This is a genomic window from Arthrobacter sp. NPDC058097, from assembly GCF_042884885.1.
Taxonomy (GTDB): Bacteria; Actinomycetota; Actinomycetes; order Actinomycetales; family Micrococcaceae; genus Arthrobacter.
In genome coordinates this window covers 266,246-282,502 of sequence record NZ_JBHVSZ010000008.1, presented here as the reverse complement: position 1 = coordinate 282,502, position 16,257 = coordinate 266,246, and the positions used below count along the sequence as shown (strand labels likewise).

Below are 16,257 nucleotides of genomic sequence, written 5' to 3'. Positions count from 1 at the left end.
ATCGCCTATAGTTAAACGGCAACGCCGATACAAAAGCGTTACCTGATCTGGAGCCGAACCCTGCCAGCAGATCAGCAGCACGAGTCACCCACTGGCAGGGGCGGGGGAACCACAACCGGCTGTTTCGAACAGCCTTGGGGTGAAGTCCGCAGCAGCAAGTCTTTTCCGCCTAAGGAATCCTCCCGGGATACCCCTGTGCCGGAACGGCTTGTTATGGCGGACCGGGTCTGAACTCTCTGACCCGAATCCGACAGCTAACTTCGCAGGCTATCCAGAGAGGAAACAGTACTTGTCCATGCAGAATGCCCGGGGCCGCCGCCGCGCGACTGGTCCCGCTCCGGAGCCGCGCCTTGCGGAGGCCGCCGCCGCGGACCGTCCCCGGGACGCCCAGCGCGAAGCGCGCCGCCGCCGGAGGGGTCCGTTCCGGCAGGTTACGGATTTCGCCTCGGCCAGTGGCGTCGGGCAGAAAGCCGGCGTTGCCCTTGCGGCTACCGGCCTCCTGCTGACTGTTACTGTCCCCGCCACCAGTCCTGTCCTCGCTGCCGGCGAGCAGCAGGGAGCGGCGTCTGCTTCCGCTGCCTCACCGGCCCAGCCGAAGGTTTCGGCGGAGGCGGCAGCAAAGATCGACTTCAGCCGCACGTCCGTCTCCACCACCGGTGACCCGGACGGAAAGCTAAAGCAGCTCCTGAGTGCCCAGTCGGCCGGCAGCATCAGCCGTGCGGCCTCGGCGGGCACCCTGGGCGGGCCGCTGACCACGCTGGTCAAGTCCTCGCCGTTCGGTTACCGGGTCAGCCCGATCACCGGCGGCGCCGGCGAGTTCCACCGCGGCCAGGACTTCGCTGCACAGTGCGGCACCGAGGTGCTTGCCGCGGCCAGCGGCAAGGTCACCTTCTCGGGCTGGCACCCGTACGGCGGAGGCAACCGCGTGGTGATCGATCACGGCAATGGCCTGGAGACCACGTACAACCACCTGTCGTCCTCCAGCGTCCAGGTTGGCCAGAAGGTCACCCGGGGCGAAGTTATCGCCCTCAGCGGGACCACAGGCGCCTCCACCGGCTGCCACCTCCACTTCGAGGTGATGGTCAACGGGGACGTCGTTGATCCCACCGGCTGGCTCTGAGCCAAGTCGAGTGAGCACTCTCATTCCTGTGACACGCCGTGACCTGAATGTGACATTGGCTCCGAACTGCTGTACCGTCTAAACCGCGTCAACTTTTCCGAAGTTGACGCTCTTGAGTGGATTGCCTAACTCTGCCACCGCTCAAGGTCCGTTCGCATTACATCGTCTGGCAGGGGCGGGGGAACCAATTTTGGTCTTCGCAAGAAGACCTTGGGGTTAAGTCGCAAAGCTTCCCAGGAAGCGGAGCGGCCGGGTGACTCCCATCCGAATCCGACAGCTCACCTCGCAGGCATTGGGAGAGGCTACCTTCGTGTCTTCACGCCACAATGCCGCGCGCCACCGCGCGCAAACGGTTCGTATGAACCCGTTGGACTCCGTGTCCAAGGCGGTTAGCGCCAATGCCGGCACAGTAGGTCGCCAGGCAGCTGTTATCGCAGCTGCTTCAGGACTCATCCTGAGCGTTGGCATGCCTGCCAACGCGGCCGACGCCAACATTGGTGTTTCCGCCTCCTCGGAGACCGGATCACAGGCCGCGCAGCTTGCTGTGACCGCCGCACCCACCGCCACTGTCTCCTTCGAGCGTCCTGCCGTCACAACAGTGGCAGCCCCGGTCGCCGAAACCATCGCTCCGCAGTCGAACGATGAGAGCCAGACGGCCACCGCAGGCCAGGCCAGCGACGAGAGCGCCGGTGCGGCCCAGGCCGTCACCGCCAAGTCCACCGATGGTGCGGCCTCCGCCGCAGCTTCCGGACTGGCAGCAATCGCGTACACCGGCATCGGCAGCCCCTACGTCTGGGGCGGCACCACCCCCAGTGGCTGGGACTGCTCCGGCTTCACCCAGTGGGTTTACGCACAGGCAGGCATCAGCATTCCCCGCGTCAACGCGTGGAACGCCATGAAGCCCACCTCCACGCCTGCTCCCGGTGACCTGGTCATGCAGAACGGCGGCGCCCACGTGGGCATCTACGTCGGCAACGGCATGATGATCAGCGCGCTGAACCCTTCGCAGGGCACTCTCCTGCACGCGGTGTCCGCTACGGGCACGTCCGCTTTTTACACCCTTCGCTAAGAATCCGATTCGAGGCGGGCCGGCTTACCCCCAAGATGCCGGCGCGTCGATAACCCACGTCCTGCTACCGCGGTCCGTGGAACACGAAAGAGAGAAATTTTAATGACTACACGTGCGACCATTGCACGGCACCGCGCCGAGGTCACCAAGACCAGCTCGCTGGCTGTCATTGCCAAGGCCGTCGGCGACAACGCCGGTGGCATGGGCCGCCAGGCCGCAGTTATCGCTGCTGCTTCCGGTCTTGTCCTGACCAGCGGCATCGCCGCCAACGCTGCTGAGACCAACGTTCAGCGCGAATCCGCTCCGGCTTCCACGCTGGAAGTCCAGTCCGCTGCGGCGCCGGCCACCATCTCGGCCGCTTCCAGCATCGCCATCTCCTATGAGAAGCCTGCTGTCTCCACCACCCCGGCTCCCGTCGTCGAGGCCCCGAAGCCTGTTGTCAAGGTCCAGGAAGCCGCTCCCGCCGAAGAGGCTGCTCCGGTTGCTGAAGCCGCGCCGGCTGTCCAGGCTACCGCCGCCGTCCAGACCGCTGCCCCGGCAGCGCCGAAGACCACTGCCGCCAGCGGCAAGGGTGCTGCCATCGCCGCTGCTGCCTACGCGCAGCTGGGCGTCTCCCAGGACTGCACCGCGCTGGCCACCAACGCACTCGCCGCCGTGGGCATCCACTACCACGGCTGGCCGGCAGGCTACCTGTCCCTCGGCCGCACCGTGAGCGCTGCTGAAGCTCAGCCGGGCGACCTCGCCTACTACCAGAACGGCGGCATGGGCCTGGCCCACATCGCTGTGTACGTCGGTAACGGCCAGGCCGTCCACGGCGGCTGGAACGGCGGAACCACCGCGCTGTTCAGCGTGAACGTCGGCTCCGGCCCCGTCTTCATCCGCGTCGGCGGCTAAGACACCCCAAGCGTTACGGAAGGACCCCCGCCAGCTGGCGGGGGTCCTTTTTTGCTTGCGCCCGCATGAATTTCTGGTGACACGCCATGACGATGCTTGTGTTCGATTCGCTCATCTGCCTAGTGAGTGTTTACTCTTATGGTGTCGATCCATAGCCCGGACATGCAGAGGGCAGTCGGCCCTCGCGCCTCTGCCGGGTGCGGCCGTGAAGAGGTATGTGCATGCGCACACTCGTTCTGAATGCTGGATATGAACCGCTGGCGGTAGTTACTTTCCGCCGGGCGCTGGTCCTTGTGCTCACCGGAAAGGCAAGCGTGGTGGCCGAAGGCGACGATCCTGTCGTCGGGCCGCAGGACATCATGGGCCGTCCGTCCGTGATTCTCCTCAACCGCTACATCCGCCCCCGGTACAACATGATCACCGCGGTGAGCAGGCGCGGCGTGCTTCGCCGCGACGGCCACCGGTGCGCCTACTGCGGCAAGGCAGCCCACACCATAGACCATGTCCAGCCGAAATCCCGGGGTGGTGCCGATTCCTGGGAGAACCTCGTTGCAGCCTGCCTCCGCTGCAACAACGTCAAGGGTGACCACACGCCCAGTGAAATGGGCTGGAAGCTCCGGTTCGATCCGGCTCCGCCCGTGGGCACCATGTGGCAGATCAAGGAGCTGGAGAAACCCACGCCGGCGTGGGACCCGTTCCTGCTTCCGGAGAGGGCAGCCTGACCCTCGCCTGCTCATCCCGGCATTACGCTGGGTGTGTGGACTTTGACGCAATAATCCTGGCCGGCGGCCGCTCCTCGCGACTGGGTGGCTCACCCAAGTCTGCCCTGATGTTCGACGGCGCCACCCTCCTTGAGCGCTCCCTCACGGCAGTCGCCGGGGCCCGGCACACTGTTGTGGTGGGACCTGAGACGGCAGGCCTTCCCGGTGGTGTCCTCACCACCCGTGAGGATCCGCCCTTTGCGGGACCGGCGGCGGCAATCGCCGCCGGGCTTGCCGCACTCCGGGAAGCAGACCCTGCGGACTTGGTCCTGGTCCTTGCGTGCGACATGCCGCGCGTGGGCGATGCTGTGCAGGCCCTGCTGGACGCCCTTCCCGGCGCAGCTGCTGACGGCGTGATGGCGTCATCAGCCGACGGACGGCAGCAGCCGCTGGCGGGTTTTTATAGCACAGCTGCGCTGGAACGCGCAGTGCGGGAAGCCGCGGCACGCAACGCCCTGGTGCACGGGTCAGTCTTCGCCCTCCTTGCTAGTCTTGACGTGCAGGCTGTGGTTGTCCCCGCCGGCTCCACGGATGACGTGGACACCTGGGACGATGCGGCCGCGTTGGGAGTAGCTGTCCGGGAGCAATGACTGATTCCGGACCGCCGTGACTTTGGAGGCAGGCATGAAAAGCCAGGACGAGACGCTTGAGGAATGGTGCCGTCTGCTGCTGCGGGCCTTTGAGCTCGAGGATGTGGACGTCGACATCAACGAGGTGTTGTCCGTCGCGGGAGTGGCTGCGCACTCCGTGGTGCGTCCGGCTGCACCCCTCACCACCTTCATAGCAGGGCTCGCAACCGGCCTGACGTGCGCTGCGGGCCAGGCCCCGGACGCAGACGCCATGAAAAGCGCCATGGACGTGGCCCGCGCGGTTGCCAAGTCGTACGCGGCCGACGAGGCGCGGGCAACAGCAGGTTCCCCGGCCGCGGGCTCCGCCGGGACGGAGCCCGCCGAAACTTCGGTGCCCAGCGGGACTCCGGGGGAATGACCGCCGCACCCGAGCACCGCTCCGACGACCCACACGCCTCCGCGGAGGCAACCCCCGCCGGGGACGCAACCGCTGCCGATCACGGAACTGCTTCGGCCACCGTCGAACCAGCGTCCGACACCGGACCCGACCTGGTCGCTGATCCCGCCGCGGCGGACGAGCCGGACGGGCAGCGCGAGCAGGAAGCAGCGGGGGAGCCGGAGCCGCATGCCAAGCACCTGGCGCACACCTGGGAGGAGGCCCGGCAGGCCGCCTTCGACTGTGCTGCCCCGATCCCGGCGGCCCCCGTTCCCTTGCGCGAGGCCGTGGGCAGGACCCTGGCCGCGGACATCACCGCCCATCAGGACATGCCGCACTACGCATCGTCCGCGATGGACGGCTGGGCCGTTAACGGCAGCGGTCCATGGATTCTGGCCGAGCCCGGGCAGCGGCTGGCCCCGCACCAGGCGAGCGTGATCGTGACGGGCGGACTCATTCCCCCGGGCGCCAAGTCGGTGCTGCGCACCGAGAGCGGTGCGATCTCCACGGACGACGACGGGCTCCCCGTCCTGACGCTGGGCGGCGCCGCGCGCCCCGGCGAGCCGGGGAACGGCCAGCACATCAGGAAAGCCGCAGAGGAGGCGGAGGCCGGAGACGTTCTGGTCAGGGCCGGCGTCGTGCTTAACCCCGCCCACGTGGCCTTGGCCGCCCTCGCTGGATATGACGAGGTGGAGGTCCTCGGCAAGCCTGTGGTGAAGCTGCTGCTGACGGGCTCCGAGGTGGTCGAGCACGGTCTGCCCGAGCCCGGGCGGGTGCGTGACACGTTCGGGCCGCAGCTGGCAACGGTCGTTGAGATGCTGGGCGGCCTGTGCCGTGAACAGGCCCGCATCGGCGACAGCTACACGGAATGGCTGGAGGGCCTCGAAGACTCGGGCATCCCCGAGGCACTGAACCTGCCTGCCGACGTCGTCGTCACCACCGGCGGCACCGGCCTATCCGGCACCGATCACTTTCGGCGTGCCATCGCTGAACTAGGCGGACGGCTGATCATCGACGGCGTCGCTATGCGGCCGGGACACCCGGCCGTCCTCGCCGAACTGCCGGACGGGCGCTTCGTGCTGGGGCTGCCGGGCAACCCGCTGGCCGCAATGATGGCCCTCTCCACGGTGGGCGCGCCGCTCCTGGCCGCCCTGGGACACGGCCAGCTGCCACCGGTCCGGGAAGTTCCGTGTGGCACCATGATCGAACCGGATCCCGGCCGCACCCGGCTGATGCCCTTCCGGCTCCTCTATGGCATGGCCTCGCCGGCGCAGCACACGGGCCCGGGCATGATGCGAGGACTGGCATCGGCCGACGGCGTCCTGGTGGTGCCGCCGCACGGCGTGCAGCTGGGCGAGATGGTACCGGCGTTCGCGCTGCCCTGGGGTCCGGACATCCCCGAGCCCAAGACCGCCGAATCCAAAGCCAAGGGCCCGGCGCGGAAGTCCGCGTCCCGGACCTCCGCCAAGCAGGCAGCCCAAAGCGGGCCGGTGGACTGGAGTGCCCTGCTCGATTGAAGTGCCTGCTTGATTGAGATGCAATGATGGAGGCATGAACAGCCACTCACCGGGGAGTCTCTCATGGGCCGTGTAACGCAACGACGCAAGGTGCACCGCTACGTCCTGGACGGCTCGGCCGCGGCGCTGGAGTTCCCGGTCCGGCACCGAGAGGACGTGCTGGCGGTGGAGGAGCCTCTTGAGATCCGGCTGGGCAACCTGTCCTTCTCGGTCACCATGCGCACGCCCGGGGACGACTTCGACCTCGTGGCCGGTTTCCTCGTCTCCGAGGGCGTCATCTGGGACGCCGAACAGCTGATCTCGCTCAGGTTCTGTGCCGGCGAGGACGAAAACGGGGTCCAGACGTTCAACGTGGTCGAAGCCCAGCTGCGGCCCGATGTGCCCCTGCCGGACACGGGCCGGCACGTTTACACCTCCAGCTCATGCGGGATCTGCGGCACGGACTCCATTGAATCGGTGACGAAGTCCTCGCACTTCAACCCCGCCGCCGACCGGCTCACCGTTCCGGTCGAAACGCTTGCCTCCCTGCCGGACAAGCTGCGGGAGGCGCAGGCCGTCTTTGAGGTGACCGGGGGAGTACATGCTGCCGGACTGTTCAGGATTGACGACGACGGCGGTGCGGAGCTGCTGTGCCTGCGGGAGGACGTGGGGCGGCACAATGCGGTGGACAAGGTGGTTGGCTGGGCCCTGCGTGAACGCCGGCTGCCGCTGACCAACACTGTGCTCCAGGTTTCCGGGCGGGCGTCCTTTGAGCTCGTCCAGAAGGCCGCGTTGGCCGGCATCCCGGTGCTGGCTGCCGTCAGCGCACCCTCGAGCCTTGCGGTGGAGCTTGCCGAGTCCACCGGCGTCACGCTTGCCGGTTTCAGCCGGGGAACCAGCCTGAACGTTTACGCGGGCTCCGGCCGCATCTCCACGCCTGCATCGGCGCCGCGGTAGGGCGTGGGCCCTTGGCGGGCGGGCCCCAAGGCAGTAGATTTTATCCATCGAATGGAAGCGTTAATCCGCTCAGACGGCAACTGAACTGCCTGGAGCCAAGCTGACCGCAACGCCCATGCCCGCACGAAAGCCAGCACAGGCCGCTTCTGCTTTCACGTACTAAAGAGGTACACATTGCACGACGACCGCCGGATCACGGAAGTCCGCCTGGACCGCTTTCTCCGCGAACGGATCACCCCCGCCATCTACGGGCGCAGCGTGCCGCTGGAGCTCAGCAGCTGGGACGTTCCCGATGAACCCGTCCCGGTGCTGGAGGCCCTGCGCCAGCAGTTCGTCCCGCAGGAACACGGCGCCGCGTGGGGCCGCCCGTGGAGCACAAAGTGGCTGCGGCTCCAGGGAGAGGTGCCGGATGCCTGGGGAAGCGCGCCGGATACCGAAGTGGAGATCGTGGTGGACCTGGGGTTCACCACGGAGATCCCCGGCTTCCAATGCGAGGGGATCGCGTGGCGGCCGGACGGCACCATCATCAAGGCCATCTCGCCCCGTAACCAGCACATCCCGCTGAAGCTGCTGGGCAGCGGCCTCGCCGTCGACTTCTATGTGGAGGCGGCAGCCAACCCCGATGTGGCCCAGGGCTGGAGCTTCGCAGCCACTCCATACGGGGACAAAGCCACGGCGGGCAACGAACCGCAGTACCGCCTCGGCAGCATCGCCATCGCGGAGCTGAACCGCGCCGTGTGGGAGCTCCAGCAGGATGTGCTGACGCTCAGCGGGCTCATGCACGAGCTCCCCACCGAACTGCCCCGCCGGCATGAGATCCTCCGTGCGCTCGAGCGCATGATGGACACCATGGACCCGGACGACGTCGCGGGTACGGCGTCTGCCGGGCGGGCAGCGCTGTCCGAAGTGCTGGCCAGGCCTGCCTACGCCTCTGCCCACCAGCTGGTCGCCACCGGTCATGCACACATCGACTCGGCCTGGCTGTGGCCTGTGCGGGAGACCATGCGCAAGTGCGCCCGGACCTTTTCCAACGTGGTGGCGCTCATGGACGAGGACCCGGACTTCGTGTTTTCCTGCTCCTCGGCCCAGCAGCTCGCCTGGATCAAGGAATACTACCCGGAGCTCTTCGAACGCATCCGCGAGAAGGTGAAGTCCGGCCAGTTCATTCCCGTGGGCGGCATGTGGGTGGAATCCGACACCAACATGCCCGGCGGTGAGGCGATGGCCCGGCAGTTCGTGGAAGGCAAGAGCTTCTTCCTCAGGGAATTCGACGTCGAGTGCAGGGAAGCCTGGCTCCCGGACTCCTTCGGGTACTCCGCGGCCCTGCCGCAGATCGTCAAGGCGGCCGGCAGCCGCTGGTTTCTGACCCAGAAAATCTCCTGGAACCAGATCAACCGGATGCCGCACCACACCTTCAACTGGGAAGGCATCGACGGCACCCGCCTGTTCACGCACTTCCCGCCGGTGGACACCTACAACTCCGAACTCAGCGCCCGGGATCTGGCGCACGCCGAGCGCAACTACCGGGACCACGGATACGGCACCACCTCGCTTGTCCCCTTCGGCTACGGCGACGGCGGCGGCGGACCCACGCGGGAGATGCTCGCCGCCGCGCACCGCGCGGCCGATCTGGAAGGCTCGCCGAAAGTCCGGATCGGAGCGCCCCGCAGTTTCTTTGAACAGGCCGAGGCTGAGTACAAAGCGCTGCCGGTGTGGGTGGGGGAGATGTACCTGGAGCTGCACCGCGGAACCTACACGAGCCAGGCAAGGACCAAACAGGGCAACCGCCGGTCCGAGCACCTCCTGCGCGAGGCGGAGCTGTGGTGCGCCACCGCCGCCGTCCGCTCCAGCGGGGAGTACACCTACCCCGCGGCCGAACTGAAGCGGCTATGGCAGCTGGTCCTGCTGCAGCAGTTCCACGACATCCTGCCCGGCAGCGCCATCGCTTGGGTGCACCAGGACGCCGAACGCAACTACGCCGCCGTCGCCAAGGGGCTGGAGGCGCTCATCAGCGAGGCGTCCACCGCCCTCCTTGGCGAGGGGACCCAGGAGTTCCTGCTCAACGCCAGCCCACATGCGCGCCATGGAGTCCCGGCGCTCGCAGCCGCCGCGCCTGCTGTATCCAAGGACGCTGCTGCACCCGAGGGCGCAGCAGCAATCCGGAATGAGGTTTCGGCAACGCCGCTGGATGGCGGCTTTGTCCTGGACAACGGCGTTATCAGTGCCGTGCTGGATGACAACGGGCTTCTGACCTCGCTGCGGGATTACGGCACAGGTCGCGAGGCGATCGCCCCGGGCCAGTTCGGCAACCACCTGGAACTGCACCGCGACACCCCCAACGAATGGGACGCCTGGGACATCGATGAGTTCTACCGGCGGAACGTCACCAGCCTGACCGACGCCGCGGAAGTGCGGCTGGAGCGGAACGGCGGGGACGCCGTCGTCGTGGTTGAACGGCTCACCGGCTCCTCCCGCATTACCCAGCGCATCACGCTGGCGGCGGGGAGCCCGTCGCTGGGGATTTCCACCGAGGTCAACTGGCAGGAGCGTGAGAAGCTGCTCAAGCTGGGCTTCCCGCTGGACCTGAGGGCCGACCGCTCCGCGGCCGAGACCCAATTCGGCCACGTCTTCCGGCCCACCCACGTGAACACGTCGTGGGAAGCGGCGAAGTTCGAGATCTGCGCGCACCGCTGGATCCATGTGGCCGAGCCAGGGTACGGCGTGGCCATCGCCAACGCCTCGACGTACGGGCACGACGTCGCCCGGTCCGTCCGGAACGACGGCGGGACCACCACCACCGTCCGGCTCTCGCTGCTGCGCGCCGCCAAGTTCCCCGACCCAGAGGCCGACCGCGGCCTTCACGTGCTGGACGTCTGGGTCAGGCCGGCAGCAGGAATCGCCGAAGCCGTGGAGGAGGGCTACCGCTCCAACCTCGCGCCGAGGACGGTCCGGGGCGCACACCCGGCCGAGGCGCTGGTTTCCGTGGACAACCCGGCCCTGGTGGTCGAAGCGGTGAAACTGGCCGAAGACGGCTCCGGCGACGTCATCGTCCGGCTGTACGAATCGCTCGGCCAGCGCTCCGCCGGACGGCTCGCCGCCAACTTCCCGGCCGCCGGAATTCAGACCGTGGACCTGCTCGAGCGGCCGGTCGAGGCGACGGGCGTGGTGGCCGGGACGGATTCCGCCGAGCTCACGCTGCGGCCGTTCCAGCTCGTGACCCTGAGGCTCGCCCGCTGACAGCTGGACCCGGCGCCGGCGATTTACCAAAGAGGGCCCCTCAGCTTGCTGCTGGGCGGCCCTTTTTGGCGAAACGGCGAAGGTAGAAGGCGGTCAGAACTCGTGCAGCAGGCGCCGGACGAACTGCCGGGTCCGCTCCTGCCGCGGCGCGCGAAGGACCTCGGCGGCCGGTCCGCGCTCCACCACCAGGCCGCCGTCCATGAAGATGACCTCGTCCGCCACCTGCCGGGCGAAGGCCAGCTCGTGGGTGACGATGACCATCGTCCACCCCTCGTCGGCCAGTTCCTGGATGACGCCCAGGACGTCACCCACGAGCTCCGGGTCCAGCGCCGAGGTGGGCTCGTCGAACAGCAGCAGCTGGGGTTTCAGGGCCAGGGCACGCACAATGCCCACGCGCTGCTGCTGGCCGCCGGAGAGCTCGAACGGATAGGCGTCGCGCTTGTCCGCCAGCCCTACCCTGGCAAGGAGCTTTTCGGCGTCGGCCGCGGCCTCGGCCCGCTTGCGTTTCTGGACCTGGACCGGTCCCTCAATGACGTTCTGCAGGACGGTCATGTGCGGGAACAGGTTGTAGTGCTGGAACACCATGGCGCTGCGGTCCCGCAGGTCCGAGATCTCCTTCTTGGAGACCTTGGCGGAGAAATCCAGCGCCAGGTCTGTCCCCGCACGTCCGGACGTGCCCGGCCCTGCAAAGGTGACCGTCCCGGCGTCGGGCGTTTCCAGTCCGTTCAGTGAGCGCAGCACGGTGGTCTTGCCGGAACCGGACGGCCCGATCAGGGCCACCACGTTGCCCCGGCGCACGTCGAGGTCGATGTCCCGAAGCACCACGTTGCTGCCGAATGCCTTCGCGAGATTGCGGACCTTCAGCACCGGCCCGGCCTGTGATGCTGCGCCGTGGGGAGCGGGTCCCCGGCCTTCGTCAGTGGGCGACATAGCGGTCCAGTCTCCTTTCAAGGACGGACTGCCCGGAGGAGAGCGCCAGGCAGATCACCCAGTAGACCAGGGCCGCCTCGAGGTACAGCACCATGAACTCCTGGCTGAAGGCCGCGATCTGCTGGGCGTTGCGGAAGAGCTCCGTGACCAGGATCAGGGAGGCCAGGGACGTGTCCTTGACCAGCGAAATGAAGGTGTTGGACAGCGGCGGCACGGACACCCTGGCGGCCTGCGGCAGGATGATGCGGCGCAGCGACTGGCCCCGGGACATGCCGATGGTGTGGCCGGCTTCCCACTGGCCCTTGGGCACGGACAGGATCGCGGCCCGGATGACCTCGGCGGCATAACCGCCCACGTTCAGCGAGAAGGCGATGATGGCGCTGGGCCACGGATCCAGCTTCACGCCCAGGCTCGGCAGGCCGTAGAAGATCACAAACAGCTGTACCAGCAGCGGCGTGCCGCGGATCACCGAAACGTAGAACCGCGCCACGCCGGACACCACCACGTTCCGGCTCAGCCGCATGAGCGCCACCAGCAGGGCCAGCGCCAGGCCGATCACGAACGACGCCAGCGTCAGCGGGATGGTGCCGGTGACTGCCCCGGTGACGAGGGGGCCGAAGGAGCTCCAGACGAGATCCCAGTTCAACGGCATCTACTTGGTGACGTCCGTGCCGAAGTACTTCTTCGAGATCTTGACCAGCGTTCCATCAGCGCGGAGTTCGTCCAGCGCCTTGTTCACTGCGGCCGTGAGCTCCGCGGAACCCTTGCGGAATACGAAGGCGCTTTCCGACTTCTCTTTGGTTTCGGCGGCGATCTTCAGTCCGGCGTCGGGATTGGTCTTGGCGTAGTCGAGGTACGTGAGCTTGTCGTTGACGATGGCGTCCACGCGCCCCTGCCGGACCAGCGCCACACCCTGGGCCCAGCCCTCCACGGACTGGACGTTGGCCCCGGCGTCGACGGCCAGCTTGTAGAAGTTGCTGGTGAGCGACTGCGCCGTGGTCTTGCCCTTGAGGCTCTCAAAGCTGTTAATGCTGTTGTTGTCCGCCTTCGTCACGATCACGCCCGTGGAAACGGTGTACGGCTTGGAGAAGTCGTACTTGGCCTTGCGCTCGGCGTTGATGGAGATCTGGTTGGCGATGGTGTCGAAGCGCTTGGCGTCGAGGCCCGCGAAGATCCCGTCGAACTGGGTCTCCTGGAAGGTCGCCTTCACCCCGAGCTTCTCGGCGACGGCGCGGGCGATCTCGACGTCGTAGCCCGTGAGGTCACCTGCACCTTCCGCGTGGAAGCTGAAGGGCTTGTAGGTGCCCTCGGTGGCGATGACGATCTCTCCCTTGGACTTCACATCGCTGAGGGATGTGTCCGAGCCGCCGGAGGCGGGGGCCGAGGAACTTCCTGCACCGCCTCCGCCGCCACAGGCCGTCAGAGCCAGCGCCAGTCCGGCAAGGGTGGCTGCAAGGGCGGAGCGGCGGGAATGGACACGGTTCATGGCGGATACCTTCTTCTTTCGGCTGCGGCGGCGGCATCGCGGCCGCCGGTCCGGCTTCCGGCGATGCCACTGCGTGCAACGCATGGGCAAAGACCTTTTATTTCGCCATCATACGGGGGGCTGAAACGCGCCCTTAAAAAGGCTGAGTGGGGGCGGTCCCCAACGGCCGCCACCACTCATCCCCCCAATGTGCGATCCGGCAGGCGCCACAGCTTGTGAGCCAGGCAGCAGCTGCTTTCACACATTCATGATTCTCTCACGCTCTAATGATTTTGTGAATCCAGGTTTGCTACCTCTCGGTAGATGACGTTCCGTGACTCCTGCGGTTGGCGGCGTTCAGGCGTGCCAGCCACACCATGACCAGGCCGGAAGTGTAGAAAACCACGGCGCCGTTGTTCACCGCCGGCGCCGCGGGGAGGAGCTGGGCAGGCGCGAATTCAAGGCAGAATCCGGCAACGGTGGCCACCGCTCCGGCCGCCATCAGCACCGCCCCTGTCCTGACGAGCGGCGGCAGGTGTTCCCGGACGCTGCGGAGCAAGGCCGGCAGCAGCGCGAGAGAAACGTATGCCAGATAGCCACGGGCCGTGGCCCAGTAATACGGCATCAGGGCCTCATTTCGGGGGCTGGCCCCGGCGGTGTCCCGGAAGTCCGCTGAGGTGGCGGAGGCATCCATCAGCAGGAAGATGGCCACGAGCGCGGCGGAGAAAATCGCGAGCACAGCCAGCCCCGGGCGCCCGGCGATCATGCGGTGGGCGTCTGGAGCACCAAAACCCTTCGTGACGCGGACCGCGATGAGGTAGATGGTTGCGAAGACAATCAGGCGCAGCACGACATGGGCGATGTTGATGCCGCCAAGCGCGCCGTCGATGGCCACATAGAACTGCCCGATGCTGAGGACCGCCGCGGCCGTCGCCAGCAGGAAGATGAAGAACAGGGTGGGGTTCACGCCGCGCACGGCGCTCGGAATCCGGGCCAGGGCGGCCCCCGCGCAGACCACCAGCGTTATCCACGGGAGAATCTCGCTCACACCAGGTTCTCCCAGATTCTTTCGGTCTGCTCCTGGTCCTGTTCCTGGCGGCGCAGGGTCTTGCCCAATGCCTGGAGGCGCTCGCCGGCCAGGGCGGTAAGGTCGCCGTCGCTGAGCCTGTCCAGCGCCGCCTGCCGGGCGCCGGGTGGCCAGCCGGCTTCCGCTTCCGTCACCAGCCCCGTGGCCACCAGTCCGCCTGCCAGTCCGACGCCGGCGGCCCGGGAAGTGGCGAGGGCGAGTTCCGGGGCGAGCCGGTTGGCGGTCAGCTGTGCCGAGTAGTTCTGCGGGGCAACTCCGGTGGCGGCGGAGACACGGTGGCGGAGTTCGCCGTCGTCGATGGCGTCCACCCAGTTCTTCACCGAGGTGGCATGCGGCGGCGGGCCCAGTTCCGCCGGGCCAACAGGGCCGCCGGAGCCTTTGGGTGCCATGCGGACAATGACGGCCCGCAGCAGGTCGACGGTGGCGATTTGGCTTACCAGTTCCTTATCGGTCGGAGGGATGGCGGAACTGGCAAGGTCCTTGTAGGTTTCGAAAGTGGCCAGCGCGGCAACCGGATTGATGTTGTAGGCCCGGCTGATGCTCACGACTGTAGTCTCGGCAACCTTTCCCCGCACCATCTGCTGGGCGAGGGTGGTGCGCTTGACCCCGGAGAGCCTGCAGACATCGGCCGTGCTGGTATCCGGTGCGACGCCACTAAGCCAGCGCTGGAATGCTTTGGCGGGGAGGGGCATGAAACGCTCTCTGCTGAACGAATGTTTGACTCATATTAGCGGCGTCGGATATCAGCGGCGTTCGGCCGACAGCAGCCGGTGCTTCCGGCCGGCCCGGCCGCTGTCCAGCCAGATCAGGGCCAGTCCGGCGACAAAGCAAAGGATGGCCGTGTAGTTGATGACGAAGCGAAGGAATCCCAGCGCCGGCGGGATGACCGGGAACAGCAAGGTAAGCGGAACCGCGATGCTGCCGAGGGCCAGCAGCGCCGCGCTGGCCCGGAGCAGGGCGGGCAGCGAGCTCCTGACCGCCCGCACCGTCCCCGGCAGGATCGCGAGGCACACATACGCCGGATACGCGCGGCCCGCGGCGGCGTAGTACTCGAGCAGCGCCGCGTTCTGCCCGCTTCTGGATTCGAGGCCGGTCATCCCCACGGTCGAACCGGCGGTGTCCATCAGCACGAACAGCACCACCAGCACGGCGGAGATCAGCGCGAGGGCGGATATGCCGGCATGGCCCCGGATCAATTGCACCCCCCTTTTATCGCCGAAGCCTGTCGCGATCCGTATGCCGAGGAAGAAGATGGCCCCGAAGATGATGAAGCGCAGCAGCAGGTTGGCAAGGTTTGTGCCGCCCAGCAAGGCATCGACCGCCAGGTACGGAGCTTTGATGCTGAGGAGGATAGCCAGCGTCAGTAATGCCAGGGCATAGAAGATGGACCTGTTCTTCCGGCGGACAAGGTTCGGGATCCGACTCAGCGCCGCGGCGCCGGACGCGATCAGGGTGGTCCACTGCAGGATCTCAATCATCCGAGGTTCTTCCAGATCTGTTCGGTTTGTTGTTGGTCGTGTTCCTGGCGCCGCAGTGTCTTGCCGAGTACCTGGAGGCGTTCGCCGGCCAGAACGGTCAGCTGGCCGTCGGTCAGGCCGTCCAGGGCCGCCTGCCGGGCACCGGGTGGCCAGCCGGCTTCGGCTTCGGTCACCAGCCCCGTGGCCACCAGTCCGCCTGCCAGTCCGACGCCGGCAGCGCGGGAAGTGGCGAGGGCGAGTTCCGGGGCGAGCCGGTTGGCGGTCAGTTGCGCCGAGTAGTTTTGGGGTGCGACGCCGGTGGCGGCGGAGACGCGGTGGCGGAGTTCGCCGTCGTCGATGGCGTCCACCCAGTTCTTCACGGACGTGGCATGCGGCGGCGGGCTGAGCTCGGGCGGTCCTGTGCCTTTACCCTTGGCTCCGGTTCCGGCGTCGACCTCGGAACGGGCAATGATGGCGTGCAGCAGGTCCGCGGTGGCGATCTGGCTGACAAGTTCCTGCAGTGTGGGCGGGATTGGCGGCCTTCCCAGGTCCCGGTACGGCTCGAAGGCGCCCAGCGCCGCCACCGGGTTGATGTTGAACGCCCGACTGATCCCCACCACGGTTGCCTCGGCCACCTTCCCGCGGACCAGCTGCTGCGCGAGGGTGGTGCGCTTGACCCCTGAAGCCCTGGCCACATCAGCAACGCTGGCATCCGGCGCGACGCTGTGCAGCCAGCGCTGGAAGGCCTTGGCGGGTAGGGGCATGGAACGCTCTCTGGT

Annotated in this window: 16 protein-coding genes and 2 riboswitches; of the genes, 9 read left to right on the top strand and 7 right to left on the bottom strand. The window is 67.2% G+C overall.

Features of this window, described 5'->3' with window-relative positions:
- Nucleotides 1–41: 41 nt before the first annotated feature.
- Nucleotides 42–284, top strand: a riboswitch (cyclic di-AMP (ydaO/yuaA leader).
- An 11-nt stretch (nt 285–295) separates the two neighbouring features.
- The 9 genes from ACFVTE_RS15775 to ACFVTE_RS15735 all read left to right on the top strand — a co-directional run bounded on the left by ACFVTE_RS15775 (nt 296) and on the right by ACFVTE_RS15735 (nt 10,539).
- Nucleotides 296–1,120 (top strand): M23 family metallopeptidase, encoded by an 825-nt coding sequence (locus tag ACFVTE_RS15775; RefSeq protein ID WP_387101913.1) that lies wholly within the window; start codon nt 296–298, stop codon nt 1,118–1,120.
- A gap of 112 nt (nt 1,121–1,232) precedes the next feature.
- Nucleotides 1,233–1,426, top strand: a riboswitch (cyclic di-AMP (ydaO/yuaA leader).
- A 52-nt stretch (nt 1,427–1,478) separates the two neighbouring features.
- The gene (locus tag ACFVTE_RS15770; RefSeq protein ID WP_387101856.1) at nt 1,479–2,189 is read left to right on the top strand and encodes a C40 family peptidase; all 711 of its coding nucleotides are present in this window, start codon (nt 1,479–1,481) and stop codon (nt 2,187–2,189) included.
- 102 nt (nt 2,190–2,291) lie between these two features.
- Nucleotides 2,292–3,083, top strand: coding sequence for an NlpC/P60 family protein (locus ACFVTE_RS15765; protein WP_387101855.1), 792 nt, complete (start codon nt 2,292–2,294; stop codon nt 3,081–3,083).
- A gap of 221 nt (nt 3,084–3,304) precedes the next feature.
- A complete protein-coding gene (locus ACFVTE_RS15760) occupies nt 3,305–3,805 on the top strand; it encodes an HNH endonuclease (protein WP_003804664.1) in 501 nt (166 codons plus the stop codon).
- Nucleotides 3,806–3,840: 35 nt separating this feature from the next.
- A complete protein-coding gene (locus tag ACFVTE_RS15755) occupies nt 3,841–4,434 on the top strand; it encodes a molybdenum cofactor guanylyltransferase (RefSeq protein ID WP_387101854.1) in 594 nt (197 codons plus the stop codon).
- A 34-nt stretch (nt 4,435–4,468) separates the two neighbouring features.
- Nucleotides 4,469–4,831: a DUF6457 domain-containing protein gene (locus ACFVTE_RS15750; protein ID WP_387101853.1), complete on the top strand. Its 363-nt coding sequence runs from the start codon at nt 4,469–4,471 to the stop codon at nt 4,829–4,831.
- A complete protein-coding gene (locus ACFVTE_RS15745; RefSeq protein ID WP_387101851.1) occupies nt 4,828–6,366 on the top strand; it encodes a molybdopterin molybdotransferase MoeA in 1,539 nt (512 codons plus the stop codon). Before ACFVTE_RS15750 ends, ACFVTE_RS15745 begins: the two co-directional genes overlap by 4 nt.
- Nucleotides 6,367–6,429: 63 nt before the next feature.
- Nucleotides 6,430–7,302, top strand: coding sequence for a formate dehydrogenase accessory sulfurtransferase FdhD (gene fdhD / locus ACFVTE_RS15740; protein WP_387101849.1), 873 nt, complete (start codon nt 6,430–6,432; stop codon nt 7,300–7,302).
- A gap of 174 nt (nt 7,303–7,476) precedes the next feature.
- Nucleotides 7,477–10,539 carry an alpha-mannosidase gene (locus tag ACFVTE_RS15735; protein ID WP_387101847.1) on the top strand — a complete coding sequence of 1,021 codons (3,063 nt, stop codon included), beginning with the start codon at nt 7,477–7,479 and terminating at the stop codon, nt 10,537–10,539.
- A gap of 93 nt (nt 10,540–10,632) precedes the next feature.
- Here the strand turns inward: ACFVTE_RS15735 and ACFVTE_RS15730 are convergent, their stop codons facing one another.
- The 7 genes from ACFVTE_RS15730 to ACFVTE_RS15700 all read right to left on the bottom strand — a co-directional run bounded on the left by ACFVTE_RS15730 (nt 10,633) and on the right by ACFVTE_RS15700 (nt 16,242).
- Nucleotides 10,633–11,469, bottom strand: a complete 837-nt coding sequence (locus ACFVTE_RS15730) for an amino acid ABC transporter ATP-binding protein (RefSeq protein WP_387101846.1) — start codon at nt 11,467–11,469, stop codon at nt 10,633–10,635.
- Nucleotides 11,456–12,121, bottom strand: a complete 666-nt coding sequence (locus tag ACFVTE_RS15725) for an amino acid ABC transporter permease (RefSeq protein ID WP_387101844.1) — start codon at nt 12,119–12,121, stop codon at nt 11,456–11,458. The genes ACFVTE_RS15730 and ACFVTE_RS15725 overlap by 14 nt, the downstream gene beginning before the upstream one ends.
- The gene (locus ACFVTE_RS15720) at nt 12,122–12,955 is read right to left on the bottom strand and encodes an amino acid ABC transporter substrate-binding protein (RefSeq protein WP_387101842.1); all 834 of its coding nucleotides are present in this window, start codon (nt 12,953–12,955) and stop codon (nt 12,122–12,124) included. It abuts the gene before it with no gap.
- A 289-nt stretch (nt 12,956–13,244) separates the two neighbouring features.
- Complete coding sequence (locus tag ACFVTE_RS15715; protein ID WP_387101841.1) at nt 13,245–13,982, bottom strand: hypothetical protein; 738 nt, start codon at nt 13,980–13,982, stop codon at nt 13,245–13,247.
- On the bottom strand, nt 13,979–14,713 hold the full coding sequence (locus ACFVTE_RS15710; protein WP_387101839.1) for a hypothetical protein: 735 nt from the start codon (nt 14,711–14,713) through the stop codon (nt 13,979–13,981). Before ACFVTE_RS15710 ends, ACFVTE_RS15715 begins: the two co-directional genes overlap by 4 nt.
- A gap of 51 nt (nt 14,714–14,764) precedes the next feature.
- Nucleotides 14,765–15,499, bottom strand: a complete 735-nt coding sequence (locus ACFVTE_RS15705) for a hypothetical protein (RefSeq protein ID WP_387101837.1) — start codon at nt 15,497–15,499, stop codon at nt 14,765–14,767.
- Nucleotides 15,496–16,242: a hypothetical protein gene (locus ACFVTE_RS15700; protein WP_387101835.1), complete on the bottom strand. Its 747-nt coding sequence runs from the start codon at nt 16,240–16,242 to the stop codon at nt 15,496–15,498. Before ACFVTE_RS15700 ends, ACFVTE_RS15705 begins: the two co-directional genes overlap by 4 nt.
- Between the last annotated feature and the right edge of the window lie 15 nt (nt 16,243–16,257).